This is a genomic window from Dokdonella sp., from assembly GCF_041395345.1.
GTDB lineage: Bacteria > Pseudomonadota > Gammaproteobacteria > Xanthomonadales > Rhodanobacteraceae > Dokdonella.
This window is the reverse complement of record NZ_JAWLAR010000004.1, coordinates 101,062-122,544: the sequence shown is the minus strand read 5'-3', so window position 1 is coordinate 122,544 and position 21,483 is coordinate 101,062. Positions and strand designations below refer to the sequence as shown.

The following is a 21,483-nucleotide window of genomic DNA, read 5'->3' as shown; positions in this document are numbered from 1 at the left end:
CGCCCGCTGCAAACCGAGTGAGAATCTGACCCGATGAAGTGTGCCTTCCTGTTCCGAATGGTCCTCATGGCGGTGTGCCTGCTGGCGCTCAACGCCCATGCGCAGACGCCACGACCTGCCGCTTCCGGTGCAGACGGCCGGCACACGCTGAATCTCAAGGACGCCGATATCCAGGCGCTGATCGCAACCGTATCGGAAATCACCGGGAAGAATTTCATCCTGGGTCCCAACGTGCAGGGCAAGGTCACGGTGATTTCGGCCAAGCCGATGCTTCCGGACGAAATCTACGACGTCTTTCTCTCCGTGCTGCGTGTGCACGGCTACGCAGCGATCAGCCAGGGCAGCATGATCAAGATCGTGCCCGAGGCTATGGCTCAACAGGATGGTTCCGCTTCGCTGAACGGCGCCAAGGAACATGCAACGGATGAGTTGATCACCCAGATCGTGCCGGTCAAGCATGTCTCTGCAAACGAGTTGATCCAGATCCTGCGTCCACTGATGCCGCAGGGCGGCCAATTGATTGCGCATGCCCCGTCAAATTCGCTGGTCATTTCCGATCGTGCCGGCAACGTGGCCCGACTGGTGAATATCATCCGGCGCATCGATACCGTGTCCGATGCCGAGGTCGAGGTCATCCCGCTGGCGAATGCGAATGCGGCAGAAATGGCCCGAACCTTGACATCCCTGGCCCAGGACAACGTCGCGCAGGCCAATGGCGAGGCGCCTCGAGTGTTTGCCGATACGCGCACGAATTCGGTCCTGCTGGCCGGGGCCAAGAATGCGCGACTCAAGATGCGCGCCCTGATTGCCCACCTCGATACACCGCTGCAAAACGGCGGTGATACCCAGGTGATCTACCTGCGAAACGCCAGTGCCGCGGATCTGGTACCGATTCTGCAGGGCGTGGCCGCGACCCTGACCGGCATGGAACCTCCGACGGCCGCAGCCAACGCGGAGACAGGCAGCTCCGGGGGCTCCAGCATCGCGACCATTCAGGCCCATGAGCAGACCAACTCGCTGATCATCAGCGCGCCGCCCGCCGTATTCCGTTCACTGGCTTCGGTCGTGCGCCAACTCGACGTGCGTCGCGCCCAGGTCCTTATCGAGGCGATCATCGCCGAGGTCTCTGATTCGACCGCTACCGAACTCGGCGTGCAATGGTTTACCGCGCCGCAGACTGGCGATGGCACGATTGGCCAGGGTCTGATCGGCGGCACCAACTACGCCGGTCCGAATGGCAACTCGAGCCTGACCGCGCTGGCCACGAATCCGCTCGCATTCTCGGGCCTGGGTGGACTGTCGCTGGGTTATGTCGATGGCACCATCAAGATTCCCGGCACCGACAGGGAAATCCTCAATCTCGGCGCGCTGGTGCGTGCGCTGAGTGGCGATGGCAAGACCAACATCCTGTCGACGCCATCCATCCTGACCCTGGACAACCACGAGGCCGAGTTCAAGGTGGCCAAGCAGGTGCCGTTCCTGACCGGCTCCTACACGAACACCGCCAGCACCGGTGACAACGGTCAGGTGACCAATCCGTTCCAGACCATCGAGCGCAAGGATGTCGGCCTGATCCTGAAGGTGACGCCACACGTCAACGAAGGTGATTCGGTACGCCTGGACATTCACCAGGAACTCTCCTCGCTGGCCCCGCCGGTCACCGGCGCAGTCGATCTGGTTACCAACGTGCGCGAAATAAATACCAGCGTGCTGGTCGCAGACAAGGCGATGCTGGTCCTCGGTGGACTGGTCGATACGCTGACTTCGGACAACAACAGCAAGGTGCCGGGTCTCGGCAGCATTCCGCTGATCGGCAACCTGTTCCGCTACCGCTCCAACCAGAACGACAAGCGCGACCTGATGGTCTTCCTGCGACCGCAGATCCTGCGCGACGAGATAGCCGAAGCGGCGGTATCCAGCGAGAAGTACAACTACATGCGCACCGAGCAACTGCGCCTGCGCGAGGACTCTGCCCTGCTGACACCGCGCTCCGATCGTCCGTTGCTGCCCGATGTACAGGATTTCCTGAGCACGCCGATCGAGCAGATCGATCCGCTCACGCCGGCGAAGGGCAAGGGCGGGCAATGAATGATGCCGTCCGTGCCGAAGCAAGACCGGCGCGTCCGGGATTCGGATTCGCGCGCAGGCACGGCGTAACGCTTACCGGCTGGCATGCCGACGCGGCAGACATCGCCTGCCGCAAGGGCGTGCGTCCCGAGGTGCTGGCCGAGCTGCGCCGTCACCTCGGCGTCGATTTGCACCTGACCGCCTACGCGCCGGCCGATTTTGAACGCCTGCTCAGAGACCTATACGAGCAGGGCGACGACGCCCGCGCCATGGTTTCGGATTTCGACGAGCGCCATGATCTGAAGGCACTGGCCGATGAGCTGCCGGAGCCCGAGGACCTGCTCGAAAGCGAGGACGACGCGCCGATCATTCGCCTGATCAACGCGCTGCTGACCGAAGCTGTCAAGGAAGGTGCATCGGACATCCATGTCGAGCCGTTCGAGAACCGCCTGGTCGTGCGGTTCCGCATTGATGGCGTCCTGCGCGAAGTGCTTGCGCCGCAGAAGGGCATCGCCAATGCCGTGGTCAGTCGCATCAAGGTGATGGCGAAACTCGACATCGCCGAGAAGCGACTTCCGCAGGATGGCCGTATCGGCTTGCGCATCGCAGGCCGGCCGGTTGACGTGCGCGTGTCGACGATCCCCGCGGGCCATGGCGAGCGTGTCGTGTTGCGACTGCTGGACAAGCAGGCCGGCAGACTCGATCTGGCCCAGCTCGGCATGGACACCGATTCACGCACGCGCCTGGAATCGATGATCGCGCGTCCACACGGCATTCTGCTGGTGACGGGTCCGACCGGTTCGGGCAAGACGACCACGCTGTACGGCGCCCTGCTCAAGCTCAACGATTCCTCGCGCAACATCATGACGGTCGAGGATCCGATCGAGTACTACATCGACGGTATCGGACAGACCCAGGTCAACACGCGCGTCGACATGACATTCGCGCGCGGATTGCGCGCGATCCTGCGCCAGGATCCCGATGTCGTGATGGTGGGCGAAATTCGCGACCTGGATACCGCAGAGACCGCCGTGCAAGCTTCACTGACCGGTCACTTCGTGTTGTCGACGCTGCACACGAATTCGGCCGTCGGTGCGGTGGCGCGACTGCGCGACATGGGCGTCGAACCCTTCCTGTTGTCCTCCAGCCTGGTCGGCGTACTTGCCCAGCGCCTCGTGCGTGCGCTGGATCCGGCAACGCGCGAGTCGTATGAGGCGACACCTGCGGAGCTCGCTGCGTTCGGTCGACCGGCCGCTGAGCAGGCGACCCTGTATCGGCCCCGCACGGATCTCGAAAACCGCCATGCCGGCTTCAAGGGCCGTACCGGAATCTATGAACTGGTGCCGGTGGACGACGCCATGCGCCGCCTGATCCATGAAGGGGCCTCGGAGGCCGAGCTGGAGCGTCACGCACGCACCCGCGCACCGAGCATTCTTGAAGACGGCTGGCGCAAATGCCTGGCCGGTGTGACCACGACCGAAGAAGTGTTGCGCGTTACGCGGGAGGATTGACTTGCGGTGAGCGGTTGTCGGGCGGGGCGCGCGCGTTGTTTTCGGCGCACAGGTAAGCGAAAAATCTTGGTAGGAGTCCCGTCAGGGGCGATGCTTCTGCTCCTGATTTCGAACGAAGTGCGTCGCGGCTGACGCCTCTCCTACGACCGCTTCCCGCATTTCGTGTTTACTTCCGGCCCAACGCCCCCATCAGGCCTGCCCCGGCCTGCAGCATCTCGCTCATGCTGATCTCGCCGTCGCCGTCCGTATCGAGGACGCCGTTGAGCAGTCCGCCGACACCGCTTTGCTGCAGTCGGTTGTCTTCCTGACCGAGCACGCCGGCGAGTGCATTGGAATCCATGTTCTGCTTGCGCGTCATGTTGCCCAGCGCAGCCATGACCAGCGGCGCCAGCATGGCCATCAGCTGCGCCGCACCGGCGCTGCCGAGACCACTGGTCTGGCCAAGCCCCCGCGAAGCCCGTTCACGGCGCCCGCCAAAGATGTGGCCGAGAATGGCCTCGCCCATGCCGGCAGCCGGCGCCGTTCGGCGCGAGCTCGAATCGCCACCGAGCACGCTTCCGAGAATGTCGCCAATACCGCCGCCGCTCGCGGAACCGCCGCCCAGTACGCTGCCCAGAAGTCCTCCGAGATCGACCGATGCATGGTCGCGTTCCAGGGCCGAATGCAGCGCATCGGCTCCCTGCGGCGTCCTCGTGTTTCGGGCAAGTCCGCCCACCAGCAATGGCAGAGCCTGCTGAATGGCGTTGCTGGCCTGTGAAGGATCGATGCCGAGCTGCGCGGCGATGGATTCGATGCTGGAAGAATCCAGTTGCGCAAAAACACTAGAGGTCAGGTCATTCATGGGCAGCTCCGGTGCGAATTGAATCCCAAAGTTAGCATGTGGCCGCGCTATTGCATGGAATCTCTCATGCAATGGCGTTAAACATCGTTACACCGCAGGCGCGGGCTGCGCGAAGCGCTAGGCTTGCCGGATCGTCCGCCGATTTGCTGAAAGAGGGTGCCGGGATGATGAATGCCGATACGAGGTTGCAAGCACTTCACGCGCGCTATCAGACGTCGCTGCCGAACAAGCGCTCGAGTGTCGAGCTGGCCTGGCGTGCATTCTGCGCCGACAGCACGGATCCGGCCCGCCTCCAGTCGCTGACGCGGCTGGTCCATCGACTGGCCGGTTCGGCGGGATCCTATGGCTACGAGGAAATTGGCGAAATCGCCGGGAGCGCCGATGCGTTGCTTGAGAAATTCGGTCGCCATGAGGACCCTGCGTCAGGCCCGGTCGACTGCTGCGAGATGCTGGATCGATTGACGCCGTTGATCGCCAATCTGCTGCGAGCCATGGAGCTCGCTTCCGCAGTGTCCGAGCGCCAGAGCGTCAGGCACTGAACTCCGGAACCTGAACCGCAATCCTCTGTGCGAAAGCCGGTTCAATTGGCCATGCTCAAGCGAGAGCGTTATCCTTCGCGCCCTCATCCAGGATGACCAAGACCATGCCACGCTACCTGCCAGTTTCCCTGATAGGCGCCCCAACCGACATCGGTGCCGGACATCGCGGAGCCTCCATGGGGCCCGAGGCCTTGCGCGTCGCGGGCATCGCCGAGGCACTGACCCAGCATGGCATCGAAGTGGTCGACCGCGGCAATCTGACCGGCCCGATGAACCCGTGGAAGGGGCCGACTGACGGATACCGCCATCTGCCACAGGTTCACGAATGGAACCGGCTTGTCATGCACGCCGTGGCTGCCGAACTGAGTCAGGATCGCCTGCCCGTGTTGCTGGGTGGCGACCATTGCCTTGCTATCGGCTCGATCACCGCCGTGGCCCAGCACTGCCGGGAGCGCAACAAGCGCCTCCTCGTCCTGTGGCTGGACGCGCATGCCGACTACAACACGAGCACGGTCACCCCGTCTGGAAACATCCACGGCATGCCGGTGGCCTGCCTGTGTGGACTGGGGCCGCGTGAGCTGACCGAACTCGGTGGAAGCGCGCCGGCCATGACGCCCGACAGCATCCGCCAGATCGGCATCCGTTCTGTTGATGCTGGCGAAAAGAAGCTCGTGCGCGACGCCGGGCTCGACATTTATGACATGCGCTACATCGACGAAATCGGCATGAAGCGGGTGATGGAGGAAGCGCTCGCCGACATCGACGAAAACACCCATGTGCACGTCAGCTTCGACGTCGATTTTCTCGATCCGAGCATTGCGCCCGGTGTGGGAACGACCATTCCCGGCGGACCCAATTATCGCGAGGCACAGTTGTGCATGGAGATGATTGCCGATCGCGGCAGTATTGGCTCACTCGACATCATGGAGATGAATCCGGCCTTCGATGATCACAACAGGACTGCCATCCTTTCCGTGGATCTGGTCGAGAGCCTGTTCGGCAAGAGCACCCTGATGCGCGATTAGGGAGCCAACTGATCAGCGTCTCCCTGAAGCTGGCATAGTTTGAGCGATTGTGACAATCCGTGATGGCTTGTGCGTTCGCCTGCCCGAAACCGAGGCGGCACGCACCACGCACGTGCCACTGCTTGCGGTTTTTCCGATCAGGACGACTTGCTCGCTTATTGTTCCAACCCCCTGTCCCTGATGAAGTTTCGCGTGCCTGGCGAGGCTCGAAAACGGGGATGCGAGCGGCCAGTCTGAGTACCCGGCCTGATCAGTGTCGCTGGATGGTCTTGTGGCACACAGCTTGCTTGCTGCTATTGCAGCACGCGCAACGCTCATTCACCTGATACCGGAATCTGATTCGTGGCTGCTGACCCGACCCGGGCAGGAAAAGCCTCGGTTGTCGCTACAGCGGGAATTCCGGTCAGGCAGTGGGCGTGAAACCGAATGCGGACAACCTCTGTCCGAGCGTGTGATGCAGGTAACAGGCTTCGCACATGTTTGCTCGCAAGCACCATGAACAGGCTCGCCTGGGAGCCCTGATGACCCGGCCAACGCGCTCCGGCGTGTTGCGCCGACCGATGTTGTGTTCGGTTGTCGCCCTGACCCTGATTCTTGCGCTCGCCGCCAGCACCGACTTGCTTGCGCCACCCCTTCTCGCCTTGCTCCTGACCGCCTCGGTCATAGCGGTGATGATCTCGTTGCGACGGCGCGCCAACATCGCGCACCCGGCCATTGTTCAAGGTGGTGATGCCGGCGGCATCGTGAATGTCAATGCAGATATCGGCATTGCCGGCGAGACGCTGTTTGCCGCGTCGCCGGTTCCCATGTTCCTCGTGGATGGCGAGTTTCTCGAGATAACTGCGACCAATGCTGCCGCCGCGGCCTTGTACGGAAGCAACCTGGCAGAGATGCGTGGTTGGCAATTTTCCCAGCTTCAGCACAGCAAGGCGGGCGCAGACGACGCAATGGGCTCGCCGCCCGTGGCCGGTCTGGCGCGTCATCGCCGCGTTGACGGCAGCGCCATCTGGGTCGAACTCCATGTGCAGTGCGTCCAGCACGCTGATCGACTGGCCTGGCTGGTTGTCGTATCTGACGTGACCGCACGACTGCAGCTGGCCAGTGATCTGGAAGCCAGCGAACGCAACGCACGCGAGTTGATAGAACTGAGCCTGGGCATCGTGTTCACGCATGATCTGGCCGGCAACCTGCAGATGGTCAATCCTGCGTTTGCACATGCCCTGGGCTATCCCGCCGACGAGCTCGTGGGCCACAAGCTGTCCGAATTCGTGGTACCGCGTCAGCATGACGCGTTTGTCGAATATCTGCTCAACGTCGCGCGCAATGGACAAGGTTCCGGCGCCGTGCACATGCTTGCTCGTGATGGCAGCGAGCAGGTCTGGGAGTTCCGCAATCGTCTGCGTACCGCAGCCGACGAAAGCCAGCAGGTCATTTGCTGTGCCATCGATATCAGCGACCGCAGTCGCAACGAGCGCAGGCTGCTTGAGAATTCGCGCAAGGATCCGCTGACCGGCTGCTACAACCGCAGTCACCTCGCCGCCTTTCAGGCGGATGCCGTGCCCAATGCGCATTGGGCCTGCGTCGTCATCGATATCGACCAGCTCAAACGCTGCAACGACGCCCACGGACACCGCTCTGGCGATCAGGCCATCGTCCGCACCGCCCGCTTTCTTGAGCGCATGGTGCGCAAGGATGACTCCATCGTCCGACTGGGCGGCGACGAATTCGTGATCCTGCTACGGGATTGCGACAGGGCAACTCTGGAATCCTTTGCCTCGCGCCTGCAGGCGGCGCAGTCGACCCAGGAAACGATTCCGTTCTCCTTCGGGCTTGCCATGCGCAAGGACGGCGAGGATCTGGAGCAGACCATTCACCGTGCCGATCGCCAGATGACCGAGCGTCGCACGATCGAGCGCAGCAGCATTCGGGTTGACGCGCCCCGCGAACCCAGGCGTCCGAACATGCGCCGATCGGTGATCAAGATTCTCGAGCGGCCAGGCATGCCTGCAGCCGCGCCGGAGTTCACCCATGCGCAGAAGGTCCGCTCGGCGATCGGGGATGCGGAAAACTAGTCGCGGGTAGCGGGAATCGGGGACTTGCGTGCTGGAGAAGCGCTGTTGCGCTTCCAGGTCATGGCGAAATCAGGGCGTGCTCGCGGAACCGGGTCAGCGGCCGAATTGCCGGTCATGGGAGCGGCGCTGGTCTCAATCCGTCCCGCAACGTGCGTATGAAATGCTGCTCCCGACTCCCGAGTCGCCAGATGAGCGGCTATCAGTCAAAACCGTTCTCGAACAGCACGTCGGTCAGGGTCAGGCAACTCGGCGTATTCGCGGCAATGCGGTTGCGAACCTGCGTGATGTGCGTGGGGTGGAATTCCTGCACATTCGAGCCGCAACTGCTGGGGCTCAGATGGCAGTAGCTCATGACCGTTCCCTTGGGCGCACCCGGTCCCGATACAGGGCAGCTGGTCGGTCCCGAGTAGCAACCGGTGCCCAAGGTATTGCACTGGTCGATCGTATTCGTCGAAGTCGGGTAGTTCCCGGTCGTGGCATTGCTGCAATGCGTATGTGCCGCGCCGAAGTTGTGTCCCAGCTCATGACCGACGATGAAGGCCGTGCTGGCAACGCCGATACCGGGATTGGTGAAAATCTGGTTGATGCTGTAGCTGCCGCCACTGCCCGATGTCTGGCAGTAGGAGTTGACCCAGGCGATACCCGATGCGGAGTTGCCGCTTGAGGAATTGCCCGACAAGAGCATGGCAAATGCCCGGCTGACCGCCGAACCGCCCGAGCTGTAGTTCGCTTGCCAATAGTTTCCGAACTCTGCGAGCGTAGCGGAGGAGGCCGGGGAATCCGTATTCGAATAGGGGTCCGAGGCGGTGCGCAGGAAGGTTGTGCCCTGCAGCAGTCTTACATCCAGATCGCGCTCGTACATGATGTTCATCTGTGCAAACAGGCTGGCGATCCAGGCGGTCGCATTCGCCGTATTGCCACTGAAGCGCTCGCTCATGAACGAGACGTCGGTATCGACGGCCACCACGGCAAAACGCAGAGTGCCGAGAGGGGAATTGTCCTGGCTCAGGTGATCGAGCGCCTGCGGAGCGGCATTCGGATTGGGCAGGGAATCGTCGTTGGTGGGGTAGTCGAGGGTGATGCCTTCCGGCAGGGCCGACTCCGCGCTGGTCGCGCTGAACTGCCAGCCATTCTCGATGCGCCGGCTCTGAATCTCGAAGGCGCCTGACGGACTCGAGCCAGCGCCGTAAGGCGCGTTGGCCAGATCGGGATCAAACGACAGACCCACGCGCGTGGTGCCGTCCTTGCTATATCCGATCAGATGAATGCGATTGCTGCGCGGAATTTCGTGCTCGCCCTGGTCATCGATAACCACGATGCGGGCGCCCGGCGCGTAGACCTCGATACGCTTGAAGTCGATGGCCGTGAGCACGCCCGGCCCGGCCGGAAACTCGGCCACTTCGACAGACTGGCCTGGTGCGAGATTCTGCAGGCGACTCAGCGACCCGGCATCGAAGCGCACGGCACCGGTTTCGCTGGCCATGGCGCCTGTTGCAAGAATCAGCAGCAATGACAATCCAATTCGACGCATGACCCAAGATTCCTGTTTACGAATTTCGGCACCAGCATGCCTGAGAAAATCACGCCAGCGCTGTGATCCAGCACGCAAGCTGACTTGCCGTTGCGATAAGGCACGGGGTTTGCGGCCAAGCAAACTCCCTCGTGTGGGACTTTGCAAGTCCGATCGAGCCGGCCGGAGCCAAATTGGCGACAACCGGAGCCTGCCCAGAAAGCCGGGTTTAGCAACCGGCCTGTGCGGACAAGAGTCATGACGGGCTCGTTTGCGGACCCGGGCTTCGCATTAACCCCCGTCAAGAAAAAGGGCGCCTTTCGGCGCCCTTCAAGGTGAGGCTGGGGGATCGGCGTCCCTTTAGGTGGCTATGGTGTGCAAACCGGCGCCGTATCGGTATTGCTGATGACCAGTTCGTCGACATCCATGGTATTGCCGGCGGTGCTTGACGACGCGCCGCTCTGCTTGGCAATCACGTTGCCGATATAGGGCGAGGACACGGCGTTGGCGCCGTTGTATATCGATGTTCCATCAATGCAGACCTGGACCGTTCCGGCCGCTCGGTTGAACGCCATGCTGATGTCAAAGTAGGTGTTCAACGGCCAGGCGGCTCCTGTCGGCTGGTATACACCGAGTGTGAAGTCCGGGATCAGGATGTCCCGCGCAGCGCCCTTGTCGAATCGCACCAGCGTACTGACCACCGCCGCCACAGGATCTTGCGGATTGAGGTCAAATGTCGCGCCATTGGTTGTGCGCGTGATACGCAACTTTGCCGTCAGCACGGAGTATGCGCCGCTCGCGACTGCCTGGGTCGGGGACAGCGCGCCAACCGGTGTCGTTGCCGTGGATGCCAGCGAAGTGATGCGCAGATGCTGGGTTCCCAGCGCCGGTTGCGCCGCGGATACGGTAGCGTTCGCTGCCGTTCCAAGCGTTGCCCAGCCCTGCTGCCCGTTGATGCCGCCGAGCGTGAACGGTGCTTCGAAACCAGTGCTGTAGCTGGTCGGACCCGTGGCCAATCCGCGGTAATTGGCAATTGCTGCGACGACGCTGTTGCCAATACTTGTCTGCAGTGCGCCAACGGCAATGCTGTTCGCGAAGAGACCCGGCGCAGCGGCCTGAACATTCACGACGACATTGCAACCACCCAGCGGAATCTGCGCCCCCGTTTCAAGGGTGACCGATCCGCCTCCCGCGACCGCAGTGACGACGCCGGCTGGACACGTAGTGGACGCATTTGGCACCGCAGCAATTGCGAGGCCTGCTGGCAGCGTATCGACTAGCGGGGCGGTCGTTGTCGCCGCACCCGAGCCATTGAACTGGCCAAGGCTGATAGTCAGCGTGCTTGGGAGCGCCACATCGCCTGTCGCCGGCATGAACGCCTTGGCGATAGTCGGGAGCGAACCACCTGGCACGAGGGCCACCGTGTAGTCCTCAGCCTGACCGTAGGACGTTCCAGCTGCGTCGTCGCCGCCGCATGCAGAACCGGCGGTTGAGTACTTCTTGACGATGCGCATGCGTGTCGTTCCCGCCGCCGCATTGACTGGGACGGTAACGATTGCGCTGGTCTGCTTTGCATCCAGTCCGGTCGAGCTGTTGATCGAGCCGAGTTCATAGCGCTCTGCGGCGGTCTCGCTGAATACGCCATCCTGGTTCCAGTCGAAGTACGCTCGATACAGGTTTGTGAACGCACCGTCGGTATTGCCCTTCACAGTGACCGTGTAGGACGCGCCCGGGACCAGCGTGCCGCTGATGGACAGGAAGTCTTCCAGTGCCGGGGTGCCATTGACTGTCGCACTGGTCGCATTGCTGATTCCGCTGACGCTGACCAGGGTGATCGGCTCAACGGCGTTAGTGAACGCGCGCGAGCAGTACGGTGCTGGGAAGGCAGCCGCGGTGACATCCAGTGCTGCCATGCCCGCTGCCGTGCTGTTGCCAAGATCGGTCTGCAGTGCCCCTGCCGGAATGGTGTTGTTGAAGGTTCCGGGGCTGACTGCACGAACATCCACCGTCACCGTGCAACTACCGGCCGCCGGAATCTGCGCACCACTTGCCAGGCTGACGACCGTACTGCCGGCCACCGCGGTCACCACGCCACTGGCACAACTGGTGGCGGCGTTTGGTGTCGGAGCAACCAGGACGCCTGCTGGCAGATTGTCATCCAGCTGGGCGCTCAGGTTCGCAACGACGCCATTGGTATTGCCCAACGTAATCGTCAGCGTGCTTGGCGTACCTGCAGCAACGCTGGCAGGGCCGAATGCAATGCCCGTTGTCGGTGCGTCGAACACCGGTGCGGTAACCGTCAGGCTTGCGTTCGCCGCACCCGTGTTGCTTCCGGTATCGGTCTGCAGGGCTCCTGCCGGGATGGTGTTGAGGTACACACCGGGTGTTGCCGACTGCACATCTACTGTGATCGTGCAGCTTCCATTGGCGGGAATCTCAGCGGCCAGGTCAAACCCGATTGAGCTGCTGCCAGGGTTTGCGGTTACGTCGGAGTTGGCGCAGGTGCTGGAGTCATTGGGCGTGGCTGCCACTACCAGGCCTGCCGGCAGATTGTCGAACAGGCCTGCCGTGAGGGTCGAGACGGTCGGACCCGGATTGTTCAGGGTGATCGTCAGGGTGCTCGGCACGCCGGTTTCGACACTGGTTGGGTTGAATGCCTTGCTCAGCGTCGGCGGAGTTGCGCCTCCGTTCGGCACGGTGAAAGACAACGATACCGGCTGCACGGCGATGTTCGTCGCGTTGCTGCTTATGCAGAGCGTCGCGGTGTAGGTGCCCGCGCTAAGCCCGGTGGCATCGAAGTCGACCGGGATGACATCGGAAGCGCCGAGGCCCAGCGAACCGGACGTTGTGGTCAGGCCGACCCAGGACGGCAGTGCGCATGCGATGCTGCCTTGCACGAAGGCCGACATGTTCAGCGTCGCCGGGTCGGTCTGGAAGTTGAGCGGATCGTCGAACGGGGCGTAGAGAACCGGCGGATTGCCGATCTGCGCGTCCGGACTGGTGCGCCAGGCCCAGAGCGGATTGCCCGCCGTGCCGACACCGGTGCCGTTCATGCTCGGAAAGACCGTCATCCAGTAGCGGCCTGTCGGCAGGTTCAACGGCGGCACCCCTGGCGCACTGAACACGAGTTGCACGGTACCGTTTGTACCGGTGATACCGGTCGTTGAAGCGGTGCCGATCGTGTTCGAGTAGGTCCACAGCGGTGCTGCGCCAAAGCCCTCTGGCGCACCGGAGGGTTCGCCGGCATTGTCAGCGTAGATGCTGAAGGTAACGCTGGGGGTATTGCCGGCAGTCAGGCTGCCGCTCGGAAGCAGGAAGCCGTTGGCGCGCAGCGTGGTGACGTTGGTTGCACCGACGATGTCGAAATTCTGCGACCAGTAGTAGCCTTCCGCTGCGCCGATATAGTAGCCGCCAAGTTGCCCGCTACCCGAGGTAGTCGTGTTGAGCGGCGTGACCTGCGGCGTGCCGGTGTTGAGCACGGTCCAGTTCAGAGTCGGATTGCCGACATTGGCAATGGTCAGGTCATTGCTGACCGTCGTATCGGAAGTGCCCGACAGGGTCTTCGGGGTAACGTCGATGACCGGGCCGGCGGGATTGAGCGCGATCGGCAGATGCAGAACCGGTTCCACGCTGCTGGCTGGGGTCAGGATCAGCTCGCCAAGGTTCCATGTCGCCGATGTCAGCAAGCCACCGTGTGCGGTAACCGTGACTTCCTCGGAACCGCTCGAATTCACCGTGAATGAAGCGGGTGAGAACTCGACTGCACCGGCCGGGAATCCGGCCACCGACAAGGTGTAGGTCTGCGAGCCTGCACGTGCGCGACGGAAGGTGCGGGTGAAGACCGTGTCACCGATGAAGCCAGTCTTGGCCATGCTGGCCAGGTTGAGGCTCGAGATCTGGCCGCCGGTAGCCGGATTGGCCGCAAGGAAATTGGCCGAAGTCTCGTCCATGATCAGGCCGACCTGAGATGCCGCAGTCAGGTTGACGCGGCCGGAGCCGTAGTCCCACAACGTAGCCGGACTTCCGCCGACGTTCGTCACGCCGAAGTTGTTCGAGCTGAGGTTCAGGGCAGACTTGATCTGGGTCGGCGACCAGGTCGGATTGAGTGCACGCATGAGCGCGGCTGCGCCGGCCATGTGCGGACTCGACATCGAGGTGCCGTTATTGAGGTAGACGCCATCGGTACCGACAATATTGGCAGCGCCGACCGCAAGGATGTCCACGCCGGGACCGGTAATGTCGGGCTTGACCATGCCCTGGCCATTGACCGTGCGCGGACCGCGGAAACTGAAGTCAGCCATGACATCGCCCTGACTCGGGTATGCGCTGGCTGCGATATCGATGGTCACGGTTGCCGTTGCTGGCGTGGAGCCGGCTTCAAGATTGAGCCAGTTGCTCATCAGCATCGACCACGAGGTATCCGCGGCACCGAGATTCAGGTAGACGACATCAACGAAGATGACGCCGACAGCACCGGCTGCCAACGCAGCAGCGCGACGCGTGCCGCTGCCGCAGGAGCTGGCGGTTCCGTCCAGGTGCAGGACAGCTACTGCGCCCTGGGTAACATCGGGTGGCGAAGTGCCGTCGAAACCGTCATAGAAGATGCGGTCGGTCGGTGCACCAGTGCGGACAAACGTGTTGGCTGGATAGGCTGAGCAACCGTCGGTCGAGCCATTCGCGAAGTTCGGGCTCTTGATCAGAGGAACATTGACCAGGTTCGAAGTCGGCAGCGGCAGGCCGCCGGTGCGCATCGGGATGTCCTGGGTATTCGGCGGCGGAGACGCTTCACTGGTCAGGTCCAGGCTGACTGCAATGATGCGATCCTGTGTCGAGGCTGCAACGGTCTCGACCCAGGGCTCCATGTGGTTGACCTGACCGATCGGATTCGGCACCGAGGTGCTCGTGTTGCCAGCGGATGCGGCTACGAACATGCCGGCGGCGACGCCATTGCGGAAGGCGGTCGAGGTAGCGTCCGTCCACGGCGAGGTACCGCCGCTGATGGAGTAGTTGATGACATCCACGCCGTCGGCAACAGCCTGATTGGCAGCCTGCGAGGTGGCCGTGCTTGGGCAACTTGAGGGACAGGCCAGGTAGGTGACGACATTGGCGTGGGGCGCGACACCGGAAATGGTGAACGGGCCGGAGGCGTAGACGGCATTCCAGGTATTGCCTGCCACCGTGCTTGCGGTATGCGAGCCATGGCCCTGGGTATCGGCGCCGCTGGTTCCCGGCGAAGCGAAGTTGTAGATGCCGATCAGTTTGTCGTTGCACTTGCCCGCATCGACGGCACCGACCTGACACTGGCCGAGATAGTTGCCGCTGCCGAGCGGATTGACATGCACATAGCCGTCGACCGGGCCCACGCCGGCAAAGGCCGGGCTCTGCCAGTTGACGCCGGTATCGATGACGCCGACCAGAATGCCTTCACCCCTGGTTGCGACGCCACTGGCGGTCGTGCCACCCCAGATCGATGGCGCGCCGATGAAACTCGGGCCGCGATCGGTATCGAGCTGAAGCTCATGCTCTCTTTCAATGAAATCGACATCGTTGCGCGCCATCACTTCCGAGGCTTCGGCACTGCTCAGGCGGACAATGACCGCGTTGAGACCGTGCTGCATGCGCGCCATGACGTCCAGTGGCCGGCCGAGCGAATTGCCGAGCTGGCTGATGAATACTTCCTGCTTGCCTTGCAGATAGCTGACATAGGCCAGTGCTTCAGGCGACTTTACGTCGAGTTTCCCGGACGGTTGACCGTTTCTGAGCAACATGGACGGCGCGGGCAAACCTGGAACGTTGCCGGCATAGGTTGCCAGCGGTGCTTCCTTGAAAACGATGGTGTAGTAGGCGGGACCTTCTGCGGGCGAAGCCAGCAAGGTGTTGAACAATGCGGTTGCAGGCATTGCCTGCGCGATATTCACGACCGGATTGTATGTGGCGGAAGCGGATGCGGATATGCCTGTAAACAACGTCAAAGCCAACGCGCTGGCCAGTGGCTTAGCGCGGCCAAACCTGTCGCGCAATGCGACGGAAGACGATTTCATGATTTTCCCCATGTATATGTTGTTGGGAAACAGTACTAATGGAGTCGGTGCAAATGCCACGACCAGTTGTTCTATCCCTTGAAGACCCCCTGCTCGATCCGGGCCATTTGGGCACGAACCGGCGCAGATACTCTTCCTAAGTTGATCGTTAAGCAACAGTTATTTTCGGGCGGTGTCAGGGCCGGCAAGACGCAGTCGCGCACGGCCCTCGGGGTGGGCGAAAGCGCTTGTCCAAAGCTGGGCACCGACACTCCCCCCAGGACGTGCTGGCATGCGCGGCGGTATGGAAAAAGGGGGTGAGGATCGACCCGGGTTCCCGGCAACATGAACGGCTCGGGCCAGGGGATATATCTATAGGGCTATAGAGATCCAGGCTGCGGCAAGGCACCGGAATGGACCGGCGCTCGAAACTGCCACAGCGGCCAAAGTGGCATGGCGCGGTTTCGTTTTGGCGCCTTCACCAGATCCAAGGCCGGGGTCGACCGTGCGTGATCGATTGCTTCACGGACAAGACCTGGCAGACGGCGAGTCTGCCAGGTTGCCGGCAGGCGCATGGACGGCCTGCGCAAGTTGGCCGGTCAGAATCGCCGGCCATTGACACCGGAATCAGTAGCGATAGGGTGGATCGGCGACAAACCTGTTCGGGAACGGATCGGGGTCGCGGCTGGCCAGGGGGCGGGTCGGAATGATGCCGCGCGCGACGAGGTTGGCACGGCTGTCGTACCAGATGGCCAGGGTCTCCGCCGGGCGATTGCTTGCGCGCACAAACCGGGTTGTGCCCACTCGCGACCATTCGCGATCGCCATGACCGGTGCCCAGACGTTCCGCAGGTGCCGGCTGACGAGCCATCGGCGCAGCCGCCCCTGCGGAGTCAGACTTGGCAGCCTCTGCAACGGACTCCGAAGGCGCGGATTCCTGCCTGGCTTCCGAATCCTTCATCCAGGGTCGGCTGCTCGGTGGCGGCACGCTGTTCTCGCGATCTTCGGCAATCCAGCGCTGCTCGCGTTCGGTGAATACTGCCACTCCGATCACGCCGACATTCATCGGACGGCCGGTCCGTGCCGCGTAACTGTTTGGCAATGCAGTGAAGTTGAACTGGGCGACCTCGTCCAGACTCTTGCGCCAGCCATTGATCTCGGTGGACTCCCAGGCATCGAGCACATAGCCACTCTGATTGGCGCTGGCGGTTTCTCCGCTGACGGCATTAACGCCATCGACGGAAAGCACGGCAAGTACGCGCCCTCCCGTGCGGTTGCGCAGGCGAATCGCATAGCGATGCCCCGGCTTGCCGGCGATGTAGAGCTTGCCGTCCATGCTGTAAGTGCGCAGAGTCGAGCCGGTGTCGCGATCGACCACGCTGAGGTCAAGCAGGTTGCCGGCGACAGCCGGTGCAGACAGCAACAGGGCCAGCAGGGTGGAGCAGATCAGGGCACGCATTGGGCACCTCCAGGTGCGGTTGGGTAATGGATTCAACGCGTGCCCGCGCAGTCCGGGGTTCGACAGCAGGGGGCGATTCAGCGGCGATTTACCCAGACTCCTTCGAGTCCTTCCCTTTCCAGAGCCTCGCTGGCGCCCGGATTCGCTAGACTTGTCGATCCCTAGGCCCAGCCCGGCACAGCATTCATGAAAGAGAAGGTCCGCACACTGACCGGCATCACCACGACCGGTACACCGCATCTCGGCAACTACGTCGGTGCGATACGTCCCGCGATCGAGGCCAGCCAACGGGCCGATGTCGAGTCGTTCTACTTCCTTGCCGACTACCACGCCCTGATCAAGTGCGAGGATCCTGCGCGTATCGCGCAGTCGCGGCTGGAAATCGCGGCAACCTGGCTGGCCCTGGGCCTGGATACCGAGAGGGCCTTCTTCTATCGGCAGTCCGACATCACCGAGATTCCCGAGCTGACCTGGTTGCTGACCTGTGTCACCTCGAAGGGGTTGCTCAATCGGGCCCACGCCTACAAGGCGGCCGTCGACCGCAATGTGGCCGAAAACGAGGATGGTGATGCCGGCATCAGCGCCGGCTTGTTCATGTACCCGGTACTGATGGCCGCCGATATCCTCATCTTCAACGCGCATCGTGTGCCGGTTGGCCGCGACCAGATCCAGCACATCGAAATGGCGCGCGATATCGGCCAGCGCTTCAATCATCTCTATGGCGAGGTCTACAAGGCCGTCACCGGGAACGACGCGGAACCCTTCGTCTTGCCCGAGGCGGTGACCGACGACAGTGTCGCGACCCTGCCGGGTCTGGATGGTCGCAAGATGTCGAAGAGCTACAACAACACCATTCCACTGTGGCTGTCGGCGAAGGATCTTCGAAAGGCCATACTCGGCATCGTCACCGACTCGCGCGCTCCCGGTGAGCCCAAGGACACGGAAGGCTCGAATATCTTTTCCATCTACCAGGCGTTTGCGAGTGCGGAGGAAACCAGCCTTATGCGTCAGGCGTTCGCCGATGGCATTGGCTGGGGCGACGCCAAGCAGAAACTGTTCGAGCGCATCGACGCCGAGCTGGCCGAGCCGCGCGAACGCTACAACGCATTGATGGCCAAACCGGATGTGATCGAGCAGCGCCTCCTTGAGGGCGCACGCAAGGCGCGCGAACGCAGTGCGCCGTTTATTGCCGCCCTGCGTGATTCCATGGGAATCGGGTCTTCAGCCGCCATAGCGAAGATGCAGACGGCGCAGCGGAATGAAAGGAATGAGAGCGCGGCACCGCCACAATGGAAGCGGTACAAGGAGAAGGACGGGTTGTTCTATGTTCGCCTGGTCGATTCTGACGGCGCCGCATTGATCCAAAGTGCCGGTCTCACCCAGCCTGGCGAAGTTCAGCGAGTCATTGACGCGATAGGAAGTTATGCAAGTCGTCCGCAGTTCGAAGCTGCGGAAGTAAATCCGCAAATACAAGTTCTAGTTGAGCGCGAAAGAATCGCCGATGCCATCCGGCGTCTGCACGACGCAGAGGCTGAAAAGCGCGCCAGGAAAGCAGAAAAATCCTGAGCAAGCCGGGCGAAAAAGTGATGTGGCGCAAGAGACGTGTTTTTCCGTGGTTTGTGATGTTTGCACTCGGTGCAAACACCACAACTGCACCCGCAGCCACAACCGCCACCCTGCCGCCGTGGGTCTGTGCCCATCCCGATGCCATCTTCGTCAACGGATTCCAGACCGCCGCTGCAGTCACCCGACTGCCTTCCAACGGCAGCGGCGGTGCAACCGGCAGTGTTTCCCGATCCGTATCCGTACCCGGTTATGGCACGCACACGATCCACCTGAGGGTGCCGGCCAGCTATACGCCCACCCAGCCCATGCCCATGGTGCTTGCCCTGCACGGTCAGGCCGGTCCTGGTGCAGCCAACAATGCGGCGCTTTCGGTGCGCAATACCTGGAGCTCGATCGCCGACGCCAACGGATTCATCGTGGTGGTACCGGTGGGGACAGGCGCGTCAGGAGGCTGGATCGCACCGCCACCGAATCCGAGCGACTACAGCGTCATGGCTGCGGCCATCTCCGACGTCGAGGCTGCCTACAATATCGACCAGTCGCGCCGCATCGGTTGGGGCTTTTCAGCGGGCGGGCATGTCATGCACGACATCATGCTGAACGATTTTGGTGCGCCCATTTCGATCGACACCTTTGCCGCCTACTCGGTCAGCGCCGGAGTTCTCGAAGGTTTTGCCTGCAGCAATCCGACCACATGCAATGCCCTCGTGGCGACTGCCGCGCGCAGGATTCCGCTCGATATTCATGTTGGCAATGGTGACCCGCTGGCCACATACGCCATCTCTGACCGCAACATTTTTCAGGCCAATGGCTGGGTCGTGAACACCGATCTCTGGTTTACCCTGTTTGTCGGCGGGCACAACTTCGCTGCATCGCAGCTTGGAGAGATCTGGACCCATCTGTGTCCCTTTCAGGTCCTTCCCTGAGCCACCGCGACGTCAGGCCGCCAGCGACTGCAGTCCGGCGAGCCGATCAAAATAGTCGCGGGTCAGGCGCAGCTGGGTGCTCGCACAATCGGTGCCATTGACGACACTGCGGAATGCCGCATTCTGCGGTCGATCCTTCGCGTACCAGCCCAGGTGCTTGCGTGCGATACGGACGCCGGGCAACTCGCCGTAGAAGGCGTACAGATGCTCAAGGTGGCCGAGCAGTATGTCGCGCACCTCGAGCGGCGAAGGCTCGGCCAGGCTCTCGCCAGTGGCGAGGAAGTGGGCAATCTCGCGCAGGATCCATGGGCGCCCCTGGGCCGCCCGACCGATCATGACCGCATCGGCGCCGGTTTCCTTGAGGACGCGCGCAGCCTTCTGCGCAGAATCGATATCGCCATTGGCCATGAGCGGAATGCGGATTGCATCGCGAATGGCCGCGATGGTCTCGTACTCTGCCTCGCCCTGGTACAGGTCGGCACGCGTGCGGCCATGCACCGCCAGCGCGGCGATGCCGGCATCTTCGGCAATGCGCGCGATGCGCACGCCGTTGCGATTCTCGCGATTCCAGCCGGTGCGGATCTTCAGCGTCACCGGCACGTCGACAGCACTGACTACGGCGGTGACGATTCGCCGGACCAGATCCTCGTCCTGCAGCAGCGCCGATCCCGAGTAGACATTGCAGACTTTCTTGGCCGGGCAACCCATGTTGATATCGACGATCTGTGCGCCAAGATCCACGTTGTAGCGTGCTGCGTCGGCGAGCATCTGCGGATCGTATCCGGCGATCTGGACGCTGATCGGATCGGGCTCGCCAGCGTGGTCGACGCGGCGTTGCGATTTTGCCGTGTGCCAGAGACGCGGATCGGCCGTAGTCATCTCGGACACGGCCAGGCCCGCCCCAAGGCGCTTGCACAACTGGCGAAAAGGCTTGTCGGTCACGCCGGCCATGGGCGCGAGCACGACAGCGGGCTCGATAGGGTGTTTGCCGATACGCATGGGCGCGCATTCTAGCCCGAGAACGCCGTTATCCGATTCCATGCGGCGACTCGCGGCACGATCGAATGCCCAGGCCAGGCCATCTGGGCGCGCCTCGCCTGCTAAACTTCGCCTGTTCCCGCTACCCATTCAGACAGCTTGAACCCGAATCCCTGCCTTGATGGATGCTGCCGTCGACGCCCGAGCCTGGCGCGCGGCTGATGGCATTGCTCGAGACCCTGATCAGCTTTTTCACGGCCAATGGCTACGCGGCCGTTTTCGTGGTGCTGATGATTTGCGGTTTCGGCCTGCCCATTCCGGAAGACATCACGCTGGTCGCCGGCGGCGTCATTGCCGGGCTTGGCTATGCCAATGTGCATGTCATGTGTGTTGTCGGAATCGTCGGTGTACTCGCTGGCGACTCGATCATGTTCATGATTGGCCGTGTTTTTGGCGAGCGCGCCTTGCGCCTGCGCTGGGTCGCCTATTTGCTGACGCCTCGGCGCTATGCCCGCGTCCAGGCCAAATTCACGCGTTACGGCAATCGACTGATGTTTGTCGCCCGTTTTCTGCCGGGATTGCGCTCACCGATTTTCCTGACCGCCGGCATGACCGGACGCGTATCGTTCCTGCGTTTTTTCCTGCTGGATGGGTTCGCGGCGCTGATCAGCGTTCCGGTCTGGGTCTATCTTGGCTACTACGGGGCACAGAACCACGAGTGGCTGCTGACCTGGGTTCATCGCAGCAAGACCGTGTTGATGATCGCGCTCGGCGTGATCTTCCTGCTGGTGCTGCGTTATTTCTGGCGGCGCACCTCGCGTCGTCGGGCCTTGCTCCGGTTGCGCCAGTCCCGCCGTCGTCGGCGTCAGTGAATCTGCGTGTCCTCGGCAGTGAATTTCTGGCCGGCTTCCGATCGGATCTGTGTTCGGCGACGGCGCCCCGGATTCCGGGCGTTTGCAGGCGCCGCCGA

At 62.3% G+C, this 21,483-nt stretch carries 13 protein-coding genes; 8 read left to right on the top strand and 5 right to left on the bottom strand.

The window, feature by feature from the left end; all coding sequences use genetic code 11:
• Positions 1–33 precede the first annotated feature (33 nt).
• Both gspD and gspE read left to right on the top strand, forming a co-directional pair.
• On the top strand, positions 34–2,088 hold the full coding sequence (gspD, locus tag R3F00_RS05065) for a type II secretion system secretin GspD (protein WP_371280638.1): 2,055 nt from the start codon (positions 34–36) through the stop codon (positions 2,086–2,088).
• Complete coding sequence (gene gspE, locus R3F00_RS05060) at positions 2,085–3,578, top strand: type II secretion system ATPase GspE (RefSeq protein WP_371280637.1); 1,494 nt, start codon at positions 2,085–2,087, stop codon at positions 3,576–3,578. The genes gspD and gspE overlap by 4 nt, the downstream gene beginning before the upstream one ends.
• A 166-nt stretch (positions 3,579–3,744) precedes the next feature.
• On the opposite strand, the gene R3F00_RS05055 is transcribed toward gspE, so the two are convergent.
• On the bottom strand, positions 3,745–4,419 hold the full coding sequence (locus R3F00_RS05055; RefSeq protein ID WP_371280636.1) for a DUF937 domain-containing protein: 675 nt from the start codon (positions 4,417–4,419) through the stop codon (positions 3,745–3,747).
• 164 nt (positions 4,420–4,583) lie between these two features.
• Between R3F00_RS05055 and R3F00_RS05050 the strand changes: the two genes are divergently transcribed.
• The 3 genes from R3F00_RS05050 (at position 4,584) to R3F00_RS05040 (ending at position 8,055) form a co-directional block, all read left to right on the top strand.
• The gene (locus tag R3F00_RS05050; protein ID WP_371280635.1) at positions 4,584–4,958 is read left to right on the top strand and encodes an Hpt domain-containing protein; all 375 of its coding nucleotides are present in this window, start codon (positions 4,584–4,586) and stop codon (positions 4,956–4,958) included.
• Between the two features lie 104 nt (positions 4,959–5,062).
• The gene (gene rocF, locus R3F00_RS05045; protein ID WP_371280634.1) at positions 5,063–5,983 is read left to right on the top strand and encodes an arginase; all 921 of its coding nucleotides are present in this window, start codon (positions 5,063–5,065) and stop codon (positions 5,981–5,983) included.
• A 476-nt stretch (positions 5,984–6,459) separates the two neighbouring features.
• A complete protein-coding gene (locus R3F00_RS05040) occupies positions 6,460–8,055 on the top strand; it encodes a diguanylate cyclase domain-containing protein (RefSeq protein ID WP_371280633.1) in 1,596 nt (531 codons plus the stop codon).
• A gap of 199 nt (positions 8,056–8,254) precedes the next feature.
• Here the strand turns inward: R3F00_RS05040 and R3F00_RS05035 are convergent, their stop codons facing one another.
• The 3 genes from R3F00_RS05035 to R3F00_RS05025 form a co-directional block, all read right to left on the bottom strand.
• Positions 8,255–9,586, bottom strand: coding sequence for a M12 family metallo-peptidase (locus R3F00_RS05035; protein ID WP_371280632.1), 1,332 nt, complete (start codon positions 9,584–9,586; stop codon positions 8,255–8,257).
• A gap of 347 nt (positions 9,587–9,933) precedes the next feature.
• Positions 9,934–15,606 (bottom strand): S8 family serine peptidase, encoded by a 5,673-nt coding sequence (locus tag R3F00_RS05030; RefSeq protein WP_371280631.1) that lies wholly within the window; start codon positions 15,604–15,606, stop codon positions 9,934–9,936.
• A 606-nt stretch (positions 15,607–16,212) separates the two neighbouring features.
• Positions 16,213–17,043 carry a hypothetical protein gene (locus tag R3F00_RS05025; protein ID WP_371280630.1) on the bottom strand — a complete coding sequence of 277 codons (831 nt, stop codon included), beginning with the start codon at positions 17,041–17,043 and terminating at the stop codon, positions 16,213–16,215.
• Positions 17,044–17,229: 186 nt separating this feature from the next.
• Between R3F00_RS05025 and R3F00_RS05020 the strand changes: the two genes are divergently transcribed.
• Together R3F00_RS05020 and R3F00_RS05015 are read left to right on the top strand one after the other, a co-directional pair.
• Positions 17,230–18,609 (top strand): tryptophan--tRNA ligase, encoded by a 1,380-nt coding sequence (locus R3F00_RS05020; RefSeq protein ID WP_371280629.1) that lies wholly within the window; start codon positions 17,230–17,232, stop codon positions 18,607–18,609.
• Positions 18,610–18,629: 20 nt separating this feature from the next.
• Positions 18,630–19,535: a hypothetical protein gene (locus R3F00_RS05015; RefSeq protein WP_371280628.1), complete on the top strand. Its 906-nt coding sequence runs from the start codon at positions 18,630–18,632 to the stop codon at positions 19,533–19,535.
• Between the two features lie 12 nt (positions 19,536–19,547).
• On the opposite strand, the gene dusB is transcribed toward R3F00_RS05015, so the two are convergent.
• On the bottom strand, positions 19,548–20,534 hold the full coding sequence (gene dusB / locus R3F00_RS05010) for a tRNA dihydrouridine synthase DusB (RefSeq protein ID WP_371280627.1): 987 nt from the start codon (positions 20,532–20,534) through the stop codon (positions 19,548–19,550).
• A gap of 200 nt (positions 20,535–20,734) precedes the next feature.
• On the opposite strand from dusB, the gene R3F00_RS05005 reads away from it, so the two are divergent.
• The gene (locus R3F00_RS05005; protein ID WP_371280626.1) at positions 20,735–21,385 is read left to right on the top strand and encodes a DedA family protein; all 651 of its coding nucleotides are present in this window, start codon (positions 20,735–20,737) and stop codon (positions 21,383–21,385) included.
• The last annotated feature ends 98 nt before the right edge of the window (positions 21,386–21,483 follow it).

Excerpts from the sequence above, each read along its gene's own strand:
- R3F00_RS05005 (WP_371280626.1), top strand. The coding sequence starts at position 20,735 with ATGGCATTGCTCGAGACCCTGATCAGCTTTTTCACGGCCAATGGCTAC.
- R3F00_RS05030 (WP_371280631.1), bottom strand. The coding sequence starts at position 15,606 with ATGAAATCGTCTTCCGTCGCATTGCGCGACAGGTTTGGCCGCGCTAAG.
- dusB (WP_371280627.1), bottom strand. The coding sequence starts at position 20,534 with ATGCGTATCGGCAAACACCCTATCGAGCCCGCTGTCGTGCTCGCGCCC.
- R3F00_RS05040 (WP_371280633.1), top strand. The coding sequence starts at position 6,460 with ATGTTTGCTCGCAAGCACCATGAACAGGCTCGCCTGGGAGCCCTGATG.
- R3F00_RS05050 (WP_371280635.1), top strand. The coding sequence starts at position 4,584 with ATGATGAATGCCGATACGAGGTTGCAAGCACTTCACGCGCGCTATCAG.
- R3F00_RS05035 (WP_371280632.1), bottom strand. The coding sequence starts at position 9,586 with ATGCGTCGAATTGGATTGTCATTGCTGCTGATTCTTGCAACAGGCGCC.
- R3F00_RS05020 (WP_371280629.1), top strand. The coding sequence starts at position 17,230 with ATGAAAGAGAAGGTCCGCACACTGACCGGCATCACCACGACCGGTACA.
- rocF (WP_371280634.1), top strand. The coding sequence starts at position 5,063 with ATGCCACGCTACCTGCCAGTTTCCCTGATAGGCGCCCCAACCGACATC.
- R3F00_RS05015 (WP_371280628.1), top strand. The coding sequence starts at position 18,630 with ATGTGGCGCAAGAGACGTGTTTTTCCGTGGTTTGTGATGTTTGCACTC.
- R3F00_RS05055 (WP_371280636.1), bottom strand. The coding sequence starts at position 4,419 with ATGAATGACCTGACCTCTAGTGTTTTTGCGCAACTGGATTCTTCCAGC.
- gspD (WP_371280638.1), top strand. The coding sequence starts at position 34 with ATGAAGTGTGCCTTCCTGTTCCGAATGGTCCTCATGGCGGTGTGCCTG.
- R3F00_RS05025 (WP_371280630.1), bottom strand. The coding sequence starts at position 17,043 with ATGCGTGCCCTGATCTGCTCCACCCTGCTGGCCCTGTTGCTGTCTGCA.
- gspE (WP_371280637.1), top strand. The coding sequence starts at position 2,085 with ATGAATGATGCCGTCCGTGCCGAAGCAAGACCGGCGCGTCCGGGATTC.